Annotated in this window: 10 protein-coding genes; all 10 read right to left on the bottom strand. The window is 56.2% G+C overall.

Annotation, left to right across the window (positions count from 1 at the left end):
• Positions 1-173 precede the first annotated feature (173 nt).
• Positions 174-1,199 carry a hypothetical protein gene (locus HY768_03105; GenBank protein ID MBI4726206.1) on the bottom strand — a complete coding sequence of 342 codons (1,026 nt, stop codon included), beginning with the start codon at positions 1,197-1,199 and terminating at the stop codon, positions 174-176.
• A gap of 638 nt (positions 1,200-1,837) precedes the next feature.
• Positions 1,838-3,718, bottom strand: a complete 1,881-nt coding sequence (locus HY768_03100) for a BatA domain-containing protein (GenBank protein MBI4726205.1) — start codon at positions 3,716-3,718, stop codon at positions 1,838-1,840.
• A gap of 147 nt (positions 3,719-3,865) precedes the next feature.
• Complete coding sequence (locus HY768_03095) at positions 3,866-4,156, bottom strand: GIY-YIG nuclease family protein (GenBank protein MBI4726204.1); 291 nt, start codon at positions 4,154-4,156, stop codon at positions 3,866-3,868.
• A 293-nt stretch (positions 4,157-4,449) separates the two neighbouring features.
• Positions 4,450-6,387, bottom strand: a complete 1,938-nt coding sequence (locus tag HY768_03090; protein MBI4726203.1) for a 50S ribosome-binding GTPase — start codon at positions 6,385-6,387, stop codon at positions 4,450-4,452.
• 107 nt (positions 6,388-6,494) lie between these two features.
• The gene (gene thiD, locus HY768_03085) at positions 6,495-7,286 is read right to left on the bottom strand and encodes a bifunctional hydroxymethylpyrimidine kinase/phosphomethylpyrimidine kinase (GenBank protein MBI4726202.1); all 792 of its coding nucleotides are present in this window, start codon (positions 7,284-7,286) and stop codon (positions 6,495-6,497) included.
• Positions 7,283-8,083 carry a histidinol-phosphatase HisJ family protein gene (locus HY768_03080; GenBank protein ID MBI4726201.1) on the bottom strand — a complete coding sequence of 267 codons (801 nt, stop codon included), beginning with the start codon at positions 8,081-8,083 and terminating at the stop codon, positions 7,283-7,285. The genes thiD and HY768_03080 overlap by 4 nt, the downstream gene beginning before the upstream one ends.
• 257 nt (positions 8,084-8,340) lie before the next feature.
• Positions 8,341-10,800: an ATP-dependent Clp protease ATP-binding subunit gene (locus HY768_03075; protein MBI4726200.1), complete on the bottom strand. Its 2,460-nt coding sequence runs from the start codon at positions 10,798-10,800 to the stop codon at positions 8,341-8,343.
• Between the two features lie 152 nt (positions 10,801-10,952).
• Positions 10,953-12,011, bottom strand: coding sequence for an ATP--guanido phosphotransferase (locus HY768_03070; GenBank protein MBI4726199.1), 1,059 nt, complete (start codon positions 12,009-12,011; stop codon positions 10,953-10,955).
• Complete coding sequence (locus tag HY768_03065; protein ID MBI4726198.1) at positions 12,008-12,511, bottom strand: UvrB/UvrC motif-containing protein; 504 nt, start codon at positions 12,509-12,511, stop codon at positions 12,008-12,010. Before HY768_03065 ends, HY768_03070 begins: the two co-directional genes overlap by 4 nt.
• 263 nt (positions 12,512-12,774) lie before the next feature.
• Positions 12,775-16,014, bottom strand: a complete 3,240-nt coding sequence (gene mfd, locus HY768_03060) for a transcription-repair coupling factor (protein ID MBI4726197.1) — start codon at positions 16,012-16,014, stop codon at positions 12,775-12,777.
• Positions 16,015-16,314: the final 300 nt, after the last annotated feature.

Raw genomic sequence — 16,314 nt, 5'->3', positions numbered from 1 at the left:
TTACCGGCATTTTAGTGAGCGTTGCTGCCGCTAACAACGGCCGGGCCGGAAAATCATGTAAATCCTGTCATACCGGAAAAATAAGCCCGGCATGAATAACTGTTAGCAAAAGACGGGGAGATTTTAATTCTGCCCCGTCTTTTAAAAATTACCGCTGCCCGGATTTATTGCTATCAGGCCTTGGTGCGCTTTTCCAGTTCCATTACCTTGCGCCGGATATCCTGGATCTTCTGGGCCAGGGCCAGCTCTTCTTTTTTGTGGTTGATGATCTTCTGCATCAGGTCCCGGTCCTCCTGGGTCAGCTGGGCCTGACGCTCGTCGGGAGTGGCCTCCAACATTTGGCGCCGCTGTTCCATCTGGACCCCCAGCTCGGTCACTTCCTTCTTCAGCCCTTCCAGCTTATAACCCTCTTCAAACTGCTGTTTACGCAGGGATTCCACTTCGGCCGTCAGCTGGTCCTGCTCGGCCTTCAGTTCTTCGGCCTTGCCCAGCTCCCGGCGCAGGGATTCCAGCCGGGTATTGATGGATGACTCTTCAGCCTTCATGGCCTGGGCTTTTCCCGCGCCGGCCGGGGCCGCCGAAACTGCGGACAATTGTTTGGTCATGGCCGGAACGGCCGCAATGGGAATTATCAGGCCGATCAGCATGGCCGCCAGCCCGATGATTATCACCATACCATTGCCGCCGCCGCTGGAGGCCTTGGCCTGGGGCAGCTCCACCAGCATCCGGAGCCCGCCCTTGATCTTGTTGTTGTAAATGGCGGGCACGGCCACCAGAAACTGGCCCGGAGCGATCTCCTGAATCTCCAGCTTGTCCCCGGCCGGGGGCATGGCCCCTTTGGGCAGCTGGTAAGTTTTATCTATCTGATCTTCTTTGTCCGAGCCCACTATCAGACCGGCGGGATCGGTGACGGTGATTGATTTCAAGGCCGGCTGCAGTTTTGTTTTCAGATCGGCCAACACCGGGCTCAGGTAATCTTTGACCTCATCGGGATAGGCAAAGAATATGAAGCCCGTCAGGCGGCTGGCGGTGGCGGCAAACATCTCCAGCTTGGGATCGGCCGCGCCCGGCTTGGCCGGGGCGGCGCTTCCGGGCCAGGTGGCCAAAGCCACGCCCAACACCGCGCCCACCGTCAGCAACGCCGAAAGAGCCAGCACCATTATCATACCGCCCAAATTAGGGCTTTTATTGCCAGCCATAAAAATTCTCCCCTTAATTTATGATTGCTTATATATTTTAAATCTGCCGGGCCTTATTTTTTCCCGGGCAAGCGATTAAAACCGAGGCGGAAATAATATACCACAATAAAGCTGAATGATAACAATATCAACAAAGGGTTATCGTGTTATGTTTGTTGTGTCATGTCATGCCTGCAAAAGCAGGCATCCAGTAAAACATCTGGATTCCCGCTCCCCGTTTTCACGAGGACAAGCTTTGCGGGAATGACACAATAAAACTGATGACATGTTTTTTGACTAACAAAGTGAGTGTTCGCTAATATTCATTGCAATATAAACTCGAAAATGCTAAGTTATTTAAGCCAACCCTTAATTCTTAAGATGCACCGTTTCGGTTATTTCGTATTTTAGGCAGATGGTCGAGGCGGAATTTTTTAATGAAGCTCCTCGCAGCAAGCTACGAGGTATCTATAGGTAGTTTATCTGGCATGAAAACCTTACGGTTTTCATACTTTCCTTTCAAGAAAACCTCGAAGCAAGCTTGGAGGAATTATTGATTAAACAATAAATTGACTCCGGGCCGGATCAGCTTTTAGGCCTTAAAAGCATAATTATTAGCACATTTAAAGCGTTTTGTCAAATATTTTTTTGCTTTTTTTTTACTTTTTGGAAGCGGCCCGGATGATCATCTCCAATAAGAGCATCAGCCCGGCAAAAAACAGAAATAGCCCTGAAGCCGGACTTTGCCCGGAAAACGCTCCGGAACCTGATCCTGCGGGATTCCATGAAATATTTTGGAGGATATTTTTAAGCTCCGCACCTGAAGCTGGCGTCAGATCGGACTCCGCCGCGGCAATGTTTACCGCTCTGGATACTCCCCCGTTTATTCGGCCCCAGCCGGATTTTTGCCTTATTTCTGAGTTTCCGCCGGAGTTGGTTTCATCTGGTCCGGTTGCCGATTGCCGGGCGGATTTTCGGGTCAGGCGGTCGGCGGTCTGCAAGAGCATCACCAGAAAGGCCGGCTTAAAAACCAGGTCGCCAAACCCGGGCTGACCGCCGGCCAAAAGAACGGCCGTTTTTAATTTTGGGCCGGAGCCGAAGATCAGTACCGGGTCTGATCGGTTGATCGTCAGTTCGGCATTTTGCCGGGTAAAAGCTTTCCAATACGTTTTTATTCTGACCCCCTCAAGGTCGGCCGGGCTTAGATCGCTCAAGATATCTTCTCCATTCCCGGAGCGGTTCAGGCGGTAGATATTATGAGGTAAAGAATCGGCCAGGCCCGAAAGGGTGATGTCGGAAAACTGTTTCAACAGTTCCTGGTACTGATCCCGGTCGGAATTGACTGGAGGCGCCATCAGCAAACCCGCGCCGTTATGCAATAATTTTAATGCTCCGGCCTGTATTTCCTTATCTATTGAGGCTTTGGCGATGACGGCCAGATCAAAGCCCTTAGAATACTGATGTTCCCATGTATTTACTCTTTTTGTCGAATAACCGGCCTGACCCATGACCGCAAAGGCCTGATAAAGATAATCCGGCCCGCCGCCAGGCCCGTCCGAGATCAGCAGGATATTTTTTTTTGTTTTATCGACCGAAGCCAGATAATATTTGTCGTCCAGCGGCAAATCGTCGCCGGCGGTAAAAAGGTAAAGCGAATCACGGTCCGGCAGCCCGAAGCTTAAAGTGATCATCCCGTTCTGGCCGGGCCGGGAGTTTGTCTGATAAATGGTTTTGCCCCTGGCCGCCAAGCCGATTTGGGGCAGGCGTTCTCCCTGGACCATGGCCTGGACGATTATTTTATTGATCAAGGGTTTGACCTGAACCTTCTGCCAGATCAGGTTGTTCAAAGGCCGGAAAGGTTTTATCTGATAGACCGTGACCGGCCGATCGCCGGGCAGTTTATTAAGAGGGGAGAGTTTGGGGCCGAAAGCCGTTTTTTGCAGGTCGGAAAAAATAATGATCCTTCCGCCGGAGACCCCTGCGGTTTCAAGTATCCTGGCCGCAGTCTGGATCGAGCCTTCCAGGTCAGTGCCGAGTTCGGTCTGGGGCAGCGCGGTTACCGCGCGTTCGACCGTGGCGGCGGAAGCCAGCCCGCAGACCACCGGGCTGCACGTAACGGCCGAAACCACCGCCGTCCGGGCGTTGGGCCCCAGCGCTTTTAAAACTTGCCGGGCGCTCTGTTTGGCCCGGTCCAGCAACGTGGTATCCTGACTGATGGCCGCCATGCTATCCGAATTGTCCATAATGATGACGCAGGTCTGCGAAGCCCCGGAAAGCCAGCCCGGCAAGGTCAGGTTGACTGCAGGACGGGCCAGGACCAGGGCCAGCAAAAGGATGACCAACGTGCGGACCGCCAGCAGCAGGTACTCTTTGATCCGGCTGGGCCTTAAGGCGGCGTTCTGGATCTGCTGCAGCAGACGGATGTCTGGGAACGGGATCACGCCGGCCCGCCGTCTTCTGAAAAGATGGATCAAAAGCGGCAGCCCGGCCAGGGGCAGGAACAAAAGTCCGGCGGGATTGGCAAAGGAGAGAAATGGCATGGGTTGGGAAGTTTGAAAAGATGCGTTGATTATGAAACTGCCTGGGCCTGGGGGCTTCGATACGTCCTTACGGCCTACTCAGCCCCCGGCAGGATACTGAGTGGTGGCTGAGTGACCGCCTGTGGCGGTTGTATCGAAGCCACCCGATTAGATCTTCTTCCTGAATATCTTTTTAGCCAATTTCGGCAATTCCCCAATAGTGTTTTTTATCAAGGCAATTTTCTTTGCCCGGGTCCATCCCTGGACCTGTTTTTCCCGGTAAAAGGCGGTGACTATCCTTTGGTATTCCTCATAATAAACCAATTTTACCGGCAACCGTTTTTTAGTATGGTTTGCACCCAAGCCATTCTGGTGTTCCCTTAAGCGCTTTTCCAATGATACTGTGCTGCCCGTATAATAGCTGCCATCAGAACATTCCAGAATATACATGTAAGGCATCTGGATTCCCTTTTTTATTAACTGCTCAAAGTTGGGGATTAGATAAGGCCACCTACGGCCTGCTCAGCCCCCGGCCTGAAACTGCGTGGTGGCTGAGTAACCGCCTGTGGCGGCGTATCGAAGCCACCTCCTTGACACACTCCACACTAAAGGCTGCTGAGTGACCGCCTGTGGCGGCGTATCGAAACCACCTCCTTGACACACTCCACACTAAAGGCTGCTGAGTGACCGCCTGTGGCGGCGTATCAAAGCCACCTCCTTGACGCACTCCACTCTAAAGGCTGCCTCATTGTCTAAATCCAAAGCATATTAATAAGAAATCCCACCGCTACCGCCCAACTAAAGGTCAAAGCCAGCACCCGCACAATTCCCTTCCATCCGATCTCTCTGAAGGCCACAAAAAATGTAGCCAGGCATGGCAGGTACAGCACCAGGAACACCGAGGCTATTACCGCCTGTTTGGGAGAGAGATTGAGAGGCTCTAACAAAGCAATGGAGATATCCTTGCGCAGGAACCCGAAGAGGATGACGCTTATCGCCTCACTGGGCAGGCCTAAGACGTTTACCACCAGAGGTCTGGCCAGACGGCCCAGCAATCTTATCACTCCCAGCATCTCCAGGATATTTACCGCCAGCACCCCCAGCGCTATCAGCGGGGTGGCCTCCTGCAAAAAGCTCTTGACGCGCAGCCAGGTTTTCCGGAAAAGTGTTCCGGCGTGGGGTATCTGGTAGGAAGGTATCTCCATTATGATTTCGGGGGACTGCCCCTTGAGGATGCGGTTCAGGAATAAGCTGTTGATCACTGCCACCAGGATCAAAATGCCGAAAACCATAAGGACGTAGCCCATCCCGAAGTTAGATAACAGGGATACGATCATGGCCGACTGAGGCAGGCAGGGGGCAGCCATTAATAAGAGGGTCAGGGCCAATATCTTCTCCCGCCGCGATTCTAGCACCCTCAAGGCTAGTACTCCGGGCACTTTGCAGCCGCAGCTCAAAACTAACGGCAGAGCAGCATAGCCGTGAAGCCCCAGCCGGTGCATGGTCCGGTCCAGCAGTACCGCCAGGCGCGGCAGATATCCGATGTCCTCCAGAAAACCCAACACCAGATAGAATGTTATAATATACGGCAGAACGATGGCCATGGGAATATAAACCCCAGTAGTTAAAGCCCCGAACGATTCCATAAACTCCGGGGTCCGACCGGCCAGCAAGTGGCGGAGCACCGGCCAGGGAATAAAAGAAACCAACTTGTGCACCACCGGGCCATAGACGTTTTTAAAGAAGGGGTCCATCAGGTATTTTATCAGGCCCTCGCCCAGAAATCTTATGACCGTAAAGGAAAACACCATCACCGCCAGCGCGATCGGCACCCCGGAGAGAGGCCGGACGCTTGCGTCCTCCAGTTTCTCCAGCGGGCTGGGGTGCTTGTGGGTGATTCGCTGCACCTCCTGGCTGATATGCCCGATGATATGCCAACGCTCCTGATGATCGATGGGCTTGAAAACGGGCGGGGTTATTGCCTCCCGGCCGGCGGCGGCCACGGCTGACATCAGTTCCCGCAATCCCTGGCCGGTCACGGCCACCACCGGAATGACTTTCACTCCCAGCCGTTTGGCTAGCTCGTCGCAGTTGATATTGATGCCCTTGCGGCGGGCGATATCCCATTTGTTGAGGACCACCATCATAGGTATTTTCTTTTCCAGCAGTTGCAGGGTCAAATAAAGGTTACGCTCCAGGTTATTGGCATCGACCACATTAACAATAAGGTCGGCCTGGTCCCGGGAGCAGAAATCGCTGGCCACCTTCTCGGCGGCGCAAGTGGCCTCCAAAGTATAGGCCCCTGGCACATCTATCAGCTCCATCCTTTTGCCTTCGGCCCAAATGGCCCCTTTTGAAAACTCCACCGTGGTTCCTGCATAATTGGAAGAAACGGCGCCCAGGCCGGTCAGCCTAGAAAATACCACGCTCTTCCCCACGTTGGGATTGCCGAATAGCAGCACCTTAAAATCGTCGACCATCACTTTGATATGACCGGCCATTCCCCTTCCTATGGCCGCCTGTCCATTGTCCGATGACACCACCACCGGTCCGAAGTCGGAGACCTTGGTTATTTTCAGCCCGGCATGCAGCCCCAGTCTCTCCAGCCTGGCCTGGAGACCGGGGCCACCGAAGATGTTTTCTATGCGACCCGATTCGCCGTTTTTTATTTCCAATAAAGACAACAACATTTAAATGCCCTTTTTAGATTATGAATTGGTATTACGTTTTAGCGTCAACGAGCGATCCCCAAACCTGTTCAAAGGAATAGCATCCGGAGACGCCGACAAATCAAGATCTACTTTTTCTCCATCTCCCAGAAATGGTCCAGCGGACCATGGCCGTGGCCGATGGAAAGCGAATGCTGAATTCCTCCGGTCACATAGCGCTTGGCCTTGGCCACGGCGCTGTCGATCTTTTCGCCCCGGGCCAGGAAGGCGGTGATGGCCGCCGAATAGGTGCAGCCGGTGCCGTGGTTGTTGGAAGTATGGCTGCGCGGCGCTTCCAGCACGGTAAACTTTTTTCCGTCGAACAGAAGGTCGGTGGCGCTGCCCGGCAGGTGCCCGCCCTTGATCAGCACCTGGCGCGGCCCCAGCACCGAGATCTTGAAGGCCGCCTCTTTCATCTGGTCTATGCCGGCGATAGCTTTCATCTTGGCGATCCGCTTGGCCTCATCCAAGTTCGGGGTCACCAGAAAGGCCAGGGGGAAAAGACAGGACACTATGGCCGCTTCGGCCTCGGGCTGCAGCAACGAATGCCCGCCTTTGGCCACCATCACCGGATCCACCACCAAGGGTTCTATTTTGTGCTTGCGGATGTCGTGGGCCACGGCCTCGATCACCTGGCGGTTGAAAAGCATCCCCGTCTTGGCGGCCTGGCAGCCCATGTCCTTCAACAGGACCTCCAGTTGCCGGCTGATGAATTCGGGCTTGACCGGAAATATCCCGAAGACGCCCTGGGTGTTCTGGGCGGTCAACGCGGTAATGACGTTGATGCCGTAGACCCCGCAGGCGGCGAAGGTCTTGAGGTCGGCCTGGATCCCGGCCCCGGCCCCGCTGTCGGAGCCGGCGATGGTCAGGGCGATTTTCACTTGCGCTTTATCTTGTTGAGTTGGGGTAGGTCCTGGAGCACTTTTTCGAAGTCCTGGCCGATATCCTGAATGCGGTGGGCGTCGCTGCCCAAGATCAGCCTGGTCCCGCCCATCTTCAGGTATTCCAGCACCGCCGGATAAGGAGGGAAAGTCTCCCGGATCTGCCGGCGCAGGCCCGAGGTATTTATCTCCAGCATCATGTCCAACTGGATCAGCCGTTTCAACAGCTTTTTATAGCTCTTCTCGTATTTTCTGTATATCAGCGGGCCGTAATGCAGGTGGCCGTACCTTTTGCAAAGGTCCAGGTGGCCCAGGCAGTCGAACAGCCGGCTATCTATCAGTTTCTCCACTTCTTGGAAATACTCGCCGTAGGCCTGTTCCTCTTCCATCAAGCCATAATATTTTTTGGCCAGCTCGGGCCAGGAAACATCGTCCTCCCCCACCTTATGCACCGAGCCGATGGTAAAGTCGAACTGGTGTTGGTGGATGAAGTCAAGTATCTTCTGCCGGTACTGGGGCTGGTAGGTGATCTCAATGCCTTGGTAGATCTTCAGCGATCGGCCCATAGCCACCTGGGCCTCGGCCAGATCTTCATTATACTTCCGGTCGTCGTAAAAATTATATCCCTGATCGGAGGGGTCGAAGTCCGCGTGCTCGGTAAAGACCAGGGCCTTCAGGCCCAGCTTCAGGGCCTGGCGGCAGGCGGCCTGCATCCCCATCTCGGAATCGCAGGAGATCCGGCTGTGGAGGTGGGTGTCGATAGTACCTATCTGATATTTAAGTATTTCGGGATTCATACAGGTGCATCATTTAATCGAAAAAATTCCTCGAAGCTCGCTTCGGGGTTACCCCAAAGGGAAAGTATGAAAACCGCAGGTTTTCATACAGATGGTATCTACACGATCGATACCTCGCAGCTTGCTGCGAGGAGCGTCATTTGCTATACTCTAAATCACCGTATTCTTGGCTAACAATGAATTGCCCCGCCGCAAGCGGGCGGGGTATTAAAAATTCATAAAATGTTGCAAGCCACGTAAACAATATATTTATGCCGTCAGGATTTTTTCTTTCCGCTCACTGCCTTGCTCCTGGCCGCCTTGAACTGGATGGCCTCGTCTTTGGCCTCCACCTCCACCGTATCCCCGGGCTTGACCGCGCCCTTCAGGATCTCCTCCGAAAGGGGGTCTTCCACTAATCTCTGGATGGTCCGTTTGACCGGCCGGGCCCCGTAGAAAGGATCGAACCCTTGGTCCGCCAAAAGCTGCTTGGCCTCGGGGCTCAGTTTGATCTTGATGTCCTTTTCGGCCAGCCTTTGGGACAACTGCCCGGTCAGGATCTCCACGATCTGCTCCATCTCCGGCTTGCCCAAAGAGCGGAACACCACGGTTTCGTCCACCCGGTTCAGGAATTCAGGATTGAAGGTCTTTTTCAGCTCGGCCAGCACCTTGTCCTTCATCTGGTCAAAGGACTGCTGGTCGCCCGAGGACTGAAACCCCAGGCTGACCCCCTTCTTGATCTCCCTGGCCCCCAGGTTGGAGGTCATGATCACCACCGCGTTCTTGAAGCTGACCTTGCGGCCGTAGGAATCGGTCAGCAGGCCGTCCTCCAGCACTTGGAGCAACACGCTGAAGACGTCGGGGTGGGCCTTCTCGATCTCGTCTAAAAGAATTACCGAATAAGGGCGGCGCCTTACCTTCTCGGTAAGCTGTCCGCCCTCCTCGTAGCCCACGTACCCCGGAGGAGCGCCCATTATCCGGGAGACCGCGTGCTTTTCCATGTATTCGGACATGTCCACCCGGATCAGAGCGTTTTCGTCCTCAAACAAAAAGGCGGCCAGGGTTCTGGCCAGTTCGGTCTTGCCCACTCCGGTGGGGCCCAGAAAAATGAAGGATCCCATGGGCCGTTTGTGATCCTTGATCCCGGCCCGGGTGCGACGCACCGCTCGGGATATGGCCGAGATGGCCTGGTCCTGTCCCACCACCCGTTTGCTCAGCTCCTGCTCCATCTTCAACAGCCGGGCCGATTCCTTCTCCTCCAGCTTGACGATGGGGATGCCGGTCCAACGGGCCACTACGTAAGCGATGTCCTCCTCGCCGATCACCATCCGGACCTGCTCCCGGCTCTTCTTCCAGGCGACCTTCAGCCGTTCGATCTCCTGCTTCTTGTTGCGCTCGGCGTCCCGCCAGCGGGCCGCCCCCTCGTAATCCTGTTTTTTCACCGCCGCGATCTTGGACTGGACTGTCTGCTCCAGTTCGCCCTCCATGGCCTTGATCTCCAGCGGCGGCTCGCTGGCGCCCAGCCGGGCCCGGGAACCGGCCTCGTCTATCACGTCGATGGCCTTGTCCGGCAGAAAGCGGTCGCTGATGTAACGGTCTGAAAGCCGGACCGCCGATTCTATGGCTTCCTCGGAATATTTTATCTTGTGATGTTCCTCATATTTGGCCTGCAGGCCTTTCAGTATCCTGACGGTTTCCTCCACTCCCGGAGGCTCCACTATAATGCTCTGGAACCTCCGCTCCAGGGCCGCGTCTTTCTCTATATGCTTGCGATACTCGTCCATGGTGGTGGCCCCCACGCACTGGATCTCGCCCCGGGCCAGAGCCGGCTTCAGCATGTTGCTGGCGTCCAGGGCCCCCTCGGCCCCGCCGGCCCCCACGATGGTGTGGAGCTCGTCCAAAAAAAGGATGGAGTCGCTGGCGGCTTTCAGTTCGTTCATCACCGCCTTCAGGCGTTCCTCAAACTGCCCCCGGTACTTGGTGCCGGCTACGACCGCCGCCAGGTCCAGGGCCAGCACCCGCTTGCCCGAGATCTGCTCCGGCACCTGCCCGGCCATTATCTGCTGGGCCAGGCCTTCCACGATGGCGGTCTTGCCCACCCCGGCCTCGCCGATCAATACCGGGTTGTTCTTCTTGCGCCGGGAAAGTATCTGGATCACCCGCTCGATCTCCCGGGCCCGCCCGATGACAGGATCCAGCTTGCCCTCCCGGGCCAGCTGGGAAAGATCACGGCAGAAATAATCCAGGGCCGGGGTCTTGCTCTGGGAATCGGACAAGGGCTTGGGCAGTCCGCCCGGCTCCACCGCCAGCAGCCGCAGCATCTCGGCCCGCACCCGTTCGGCATCGGCTCCAAAAGAAAGCAGCGCCCGGCTGGCTACGCCTTCTGGCTCGTCCAAAAGCCCTAACAGGAGATGCTCGGTCCCCACATAAGTGTGCTGCAGCGAACGGGCTTCGTCCACCCCGTATTCCATGGCGTTTTTGGCCGCCTGGTTAAAAGGCATATCGCCCAGAGCCAGCGTTCCTCCGGTCATGGGAGTCATTTCCTCCACCCGACGTTTGACCTGCTCCAGGTTCAGCCCCAGGTTGATCAGCACCGTGGCTGCCACCCCCTGGCCTTCGCGGATCATGGCCAGCAGGATGTGCTCGGTGCCCACGTAGTCGTGCTGCAGCCGGCGGGCTTCTTCCCGGGCCATGAATAGGACCTTCTTGGCCCTCTCGGTAAATCGGTTTTCTTTCATAGCGTCCAAGTATTAAAAGTAGTAAAGTAGTAATGTAGTACGATTTACAATGGGTAGACGGTTGAGATACTATGGTGATACCATCGTTGACCCATCGTTTGCTCCATTGTCTGGTCCATTGTTTGGCCTATTGTATCCCCATGGTTTCAGTTTCAAGCAAAAAACTCCCGCACCCTGGCGGCCCTCTCAATATCTTCCTGGGCGGGGTCCATCGTCCGGTCGCAGGCGAACTGGAGGTGGGCCGGCTGCATGGTGAAAAGCATCCGGTTGAGTCCGCCCAAGTTCGGCTGGTTCACCAGCCCCAGACCGATCCCCATCCGGACAGCCGACCACAAGCTTAAGAACTCGTCCAGGGAAAGCACCCGTGCCTGGCTTAATATGGCCCGGGCCCGGAATACCCTGTCCTCCAGCTCGGGGCGGTTCTTGCTCCACATTTCATCCCCCTGCTTGCGCTCATCTTCCAGCAAAGTCCTGGCCGCCTGCTCCACTTCGTCCACTATCTCCAGCTCGCTTTTGCCCAGCGAGGTCCGGTTGGAGAACTGGAACAGGCTGGCTTTCACCCGGCTGCCCTCGCCGTATGCGCCCCGCACCATGATCCCTTTTTGGGAAAGCTGTTCAATCGTGGTTTCCATCTGATCGCTCAGGGCCAGAACCGGCAGGTGCATCAACACCGAAGCCCTTAAGCCCGTGCCGAGATTTGAGGGACAAGCGGTTAAAAATCCGTGCTCGGGGACAAAGGCCACTTCCATCCTGTCCTGGAGCTGGTCATCCACCTGATCGGCTATCCTGAAGGCTTCCAGCAGGTCCAGCCCCGGAAAAATTGTTTGGAGTCTTAGGTGATCTTCTTCGTTGATCATCAGGCTGACGTTCTGCTCCGGAGAGATCAGCACCCCGGCCTGGGGCTGATCAACCAGGTCGGAGCTGGCTATTCTTCGTTCCTCCAGGGCTTTCTTGCCCAGCCGGCTGATCCCATCCAGGGAAAAGAAAGACGCCCCCTTAAAATAATTGACCTTGAGGGCCTGCTCCCGGCTGAATTCCAGTATCTCCTGGCGTTCGGCTTCGCGGCAGCGGTCCGGGAAATTATATCTCTGCAGATTGCGGGCCAGCCTGACCCGGCTGGATAAAATGGACTCTGCATCCTGTGCGGCGGCGGTTGTCCAGCCGGCCGGCTGCTGCAAAAGGCCTATGATCCCGGCGTCTTCGGGGTTCATTTCACCTGCTCCGATTCCAACATCTTCAGCCGGTCGCGCAGAGTGGCCGCCAGCTCGAATTGCTCGCTTTCCACCGCCGCGCTCAGTTGGCGTTTCAGCATACCGGCCCGATCCCCGGCAGGCGGTTGCTTGACCGGGTATTTAGAGGATTTGCCCAGATGCCTGTCGCTATGCTGAATGCTCTGGATCAGGGGCTCAAGTTTGTCGGAAAAACCCCGGTAACAGCCGGGGCACCCCAGCCTGCCGGTCTTCTGGAACTGGGAAAACTTTAGGCCGCAGCGGCTGCAGCTGGTTTCGGGCTGGGCCGGAGGGGAATCCGCCAGCTCCGACAATAACTGGGCCAGCAGGTCGCTTAGGCCCGAGATGGCGGCCTCCATGGGGCTAAGCAGGCCCTGACTGAGGGCGCATTCCTCGCACAGCATTTTATGCCGGGCCTGTCCGGACCGAATCTCGGTGTAGCTTAAAGTGGCCTGTTTTTTATGGCAGGATTGGCAAAGCATAATCTTCTATCTGGTTCCACCAGTAAGAAATTTCTAATTTCGAAATCCTAACCCGCCCAGGTGGACTAAACAAATTCGAATTTATAAATCTAATACCAAAAACTGTTTAGAGATTGGAATGCTTTGATATTTGAATTTATCCCGCCGCAATAGCGGGATCCCGCCAAAGGCGGTGATTTAGGATTTAGAATTTAGTATTTGCTTAACTTAGGTTTTACCAAAGTTAAGCGGTAGTATAAATATATACATTAAAAGGGCTTTTGTCAACCCTTAAACATCAATTTAGCCAGGGCCTCCATATCGCATTCTTTTCCCAGGGCCATCTTCGCCGTGAACCTTTTTCCGGAAACGAACTCCAGCGGCAGGTTCACTTTCGCCATCACTTTTTCCAGCAGTTCCTGGGCCGGGTCCCGGCCCTCGGGCCACCACCATTCCATGATATTATCCTTCCACACCAAGCGGTCGGCTCCCAGGCTGGCCGCGGCCAATCTTAAGTGTGCCACTTCCAACAGTTTTTGGGCCGGGCCGGGCGGTTCGCCAAAACGGTCTTGCAGCTCCCCGGCGATCCGATTGATGCCGGCCAGATCGCTGGCCTTGTTAAGCCGGCGGTATAGGTTGATCCGCTCGTTAGGCTCTTCCACATAGCTGGAGGGAATGAGGGCCTGGCCCTCGATCTCTATTTTGACGTCGATCTGGGAGATGGCCGGCAGCCTTTTCAGCTCCCGCACCGCCTCCTCCAATAACTGGCAATAGAGTTCAAACCCCACCGATAGCATGTGTCCGTGCTGTTCCCGGCCCAAGAGATTTCCCGCGCCCCGGATCTCCAGGTCCCTTAGGGCCAGCTGGAAGCCGGAGCCTAGTTCGGAAAGTTCTTCGATGATCCGCAAACGCTTGCGGGCGATGTCGGTCATCTTGCCGCCCTTGGGCACCAGCATATAGGCGTAGGCCCTTTTGCTGGAGCGGCCCACCCGGCCCCGCAGCTGGTAAAGCTGGGCCAGCCCGAAGCGGTCGGCCCGGTTGACGATGATGGTGTTGACGTTGGGCATGTCCAGGCCGGATTCGATGATGGTGGTGGCCACTAACACGTCGTAGCGCCGGGCAGTGAAGGCCAGCATCACGCTCTCCAACTCCCGCTCGTCCATCTGGCCGTGGGCATAGGCGATCTCGGCCCCGGGCAGCAGCCGGGACAGCAGGGCGGTCATGGCCCCGATGGACTGCACCCGGTTGTGAAGAAAGAACACCTGGCCCCCCCGGTCCAGCTCCCTTAAGATGGCCTCCTTGATTCTGGTTTCATTCCATGGCATCATCTCGGTGACCACCGCCAGCCGGTCCTTGGGCGGGGTCTCGATGTTCGAGATATCCCTCACGCCTAAAAGCGACATGTGCAGAGTGCGGGGAATGGGGGTGGCGGTCATGGTCAGCACATCCACGTTCTGGCAGAACTGCTTGATCCGCTCCTTGTGCGACACTCCGAACCGCTGCTCCTCGTCCACCACCAGCAGACCAAGGTTCTTGAACCTGATGTCCTTCTGCAGCAGGCGGTGGGTGCCGATGGCGATGTCCACTCCCCCGGCCGCCATTGACTTGACCGTCTCCTTCAGGTCGGCCGGGCGCCGGAAGCGCGACAGCATCTCCACTTTGACCGGATAGTCGGCCAGCCGCTCCTTGAAAGTCTGGTAATGCTGTTCGCACAGCACCGTGGTGGGAACCAGCACCGCCGCCTGCTTGTTGTCCATGGCCGCCTTGAAGGCCGCCCTTAAGGCCACCTCGGTCTTGCCGTAGCCCACGTCCCCGCAAAGCAGCCGGTCCATGGGCTTGTCGGATTCCATGTCGGACTTGATCTCGTCCAGGGCCTTCAGCTGGTCCGGGGTTTCCTGGTACATGAACGAGGCTTCCAGCTCCTTCTGCCATTGGGTGTCTTCCGAAAAGCAGAAGCCCGGCTGGGATTTGCGCATGGCATACAAGGCCACTAATCCCCCGGCCATGTCCTTGGCCGCTTTCTTGACCCGGGCCTTGGTCTCCTCCCAGGCCTTGGAACCCAGCTTGGAGAGTATCGGCACAAAGCCTTCTTCGGAGGAATAGCGCTGCACCCGCTTCATGTGCTCGATCGGCACGTAGAGCTTGTCGTTGTCCCGGAATAAAAGCAACAGGCATTCGGTCTTCTGCCCGTTCAGGTCCAGGTCCACCAGGCCTTTGTACTGGCAAATCCCGTAGTCCACGTGAACCATGTAATCCCCGGCCTTCAGGGCGTCCAGGCTGCGGATGGCGCTGCCGCCCTTGAAAAAACGGCGGAAGCGGCGGTGGCGTTCCCGGGCAAAGATCTCCCGTTCGGTGATGGCGCAGACCTTGGCCTCGGGAAAGATGAACCCGGCGTGCAGGCCGGCCATCTCCACGCCCCTGACCTTGGCCAGAGCGTCCGGGCTTAAGATCTCCTTCAGCCGGCCCTGCTGTCCTGAGTTGTCGCACAAGAGATGGGTGGCAAATCCTTCGGCTTCCAGCTTGTTGAGCTTTTGCTCCAGCAGTTCCAGGTTGGACATGAAAGGCTCCACCGGGCCGATGGATATTTTGACCTGGTTGGCCGGCTCGGCCCCTTCAAAGCTGCCGAAGCCAGCACCCGAGGTCATGATGATCCGGCTGTGTTTCTCCAGCCGGGCAATGATCTCTTTGGGATCGGAGAACCTGTCGTCGTTCCCGAAATCAAGCGCCTCCTCGGTCTCCTGCCTCCATTCCATCCCGGTCTCCTGGGGCTCGTCCCACAGCAGCAACGACTGGCTTGGGAAATGCTCCAACAACAGAACCGCATGGTTGAGGTCCTCCCGGCAGGGCAGTATCTTGGCCCGGTCCAGTTTTTGGTTGGAAAGCTGGTCTGACAGGCCGAAGGTCCGCATCGAGGCCAAAATCTCATCCGATATTTCCAGTCTCAAGGGCTGGCTGTTCCCCAACGTGGCCACGTCGATGATGCTGCCCCGCACCGCATACTCGCCGAAGCCCGAGACTGCCGGCTGCCGTTCATATCCGCCGGCGACAAGTTTGGAGATGAGTTCGTCCCGGTCCAGCTTCTGTCCCAGAGTTAATTCCAGCCGGCCGCTGTTGAAATCGTCAGCCGTCATGGTTTTTTGCATCAAGGCCCGGGCCGAGCTGATCACCACCCCTTTAGCGCCACTGAAAAGAAGCTCCAGCGCTTCGATCCGGCTGCCTATCAGTTCCAGGTCGGGTTCCCGTTCCTCGCCCGGCATCACGTCCCAGGCCGCCCAATGTCGTATCAGACCTTCGCTCAGCAGAGCCGTCAGGTTGTCCCGCTGCCGCTCGGCCTCTTCCTCGGCGGGCAAAAGCCACAGCATGGGATGCTCCGTCCTTTCCAGCAGACTGCAGACTATCAGCGCCTTGCCGGTCTCGGCCGGCCCGGTCAGGCCCAGGCTGGACCGGTCGGTCGGCAGCAGTTGAAAAAGCTTTTTAAAGGAAGCGCTTTGATTGACGGGCTGGGATATGGTTTCCCAAAACATATTATTCTCTCGAAAGCAATTAACAAACTGACGTTAAGTATTTTTAGTAAAGTGTCCTTAAAATATAGTATTGTTACTTTCTGTACCGCCAGAAAGTAACCAAAGAGCTCGGCCGCACACCTCCCGGGCGGGTCACTATGGCCGTGGCCTCCCCGCCAGCAGACTGTGTCATAATAGTGATGGGAAGTAGGATAAAAGGCAAGTTGGGATTGAAAATATCAGTAAATTGGCTTACTTGTGGAAAAGGTTGTTATAAACGGCTACTATTGGCCTGTCGTGATCACCGCCGGAGCAAAAGCG

This window comes from candidate division TA06 bacterium (assembly GCA_016208585.1).
Taxonomy (GTDB): Bacteria; Edwardsbacteria; AC1; order AC1; family EtOH8; genus UBA5202.
Note: the sequence above shows the minus strand (reverse complement) of the source record. Positions and strands in the feature narration are given on the sequence as shown.

Excerpts from the sequence above, each read along its gene's own strand:
- HY768_03105 (MBI4726206.1), bottom strand. The coding sequence starts at position 1,199 with ATGGCTGGCAATAAAAGCCCTAATTTGGGCGGTATGATAATGGTGCTG.
- HY768_03080 (MBI4726201.1), bottom strand. The coding sequence starts at position 8,083 with ATGAATCCCGAAATACTTAAATATCAGATAGGTACTATCGACACCCAC.
- mfd (MBI4726197.1), bottom strand. The coding sequence starts at position 16,014 with ATGTTTTGGGAAACCATATCCCAGCCCGTCAATCAAAGCGCTTCCTTT.
- HY768_03100 (MBI4726205.1), bottom strand. The coding sequence starts at position 3,718 with ATGCCATTTCTCTCCTTTGCCAATCCCGCCGGACTTTTGTTCCTGCCC.
- HY768_03065 (MBI4726198.1), bottom strand. The coding sequence starts at position 12,511 with ATGCTTTGCCAATCCTGCCATAAAAAACAGGCCACTTTAAGCTACACC.
- HY768_03090 (MBI4726203.1), bottom strand. The coding sequence starts at position 6,387 with ATGTTGTTGTCTTTATTGGAAATAAAAAACGGCGAATCGGGTCGCATA.
- HY768_03075 (MBI4726200.1), bottom strand. The coding sequence starts at position 10,800 with ATGAAAGAAAACCGATTTACCGAGAGGGCCAAGAAGGTCCTATTCATG.
- HY768_03070 (MBI4726199.1), bottom strand. The coding sequence starts at position 12,011 with ATGAACCCCGAAGACGCCGGGATCATAGGCCTTTTGCAGCAGCCGGCC.
- HY768_03095 (MBI4726204.1), bottom strand. The coding sequence starts at position 4,156 with ATGCCTTACATGTATATTCTGGAATGTTCTGATGGCAGCTATTATACG.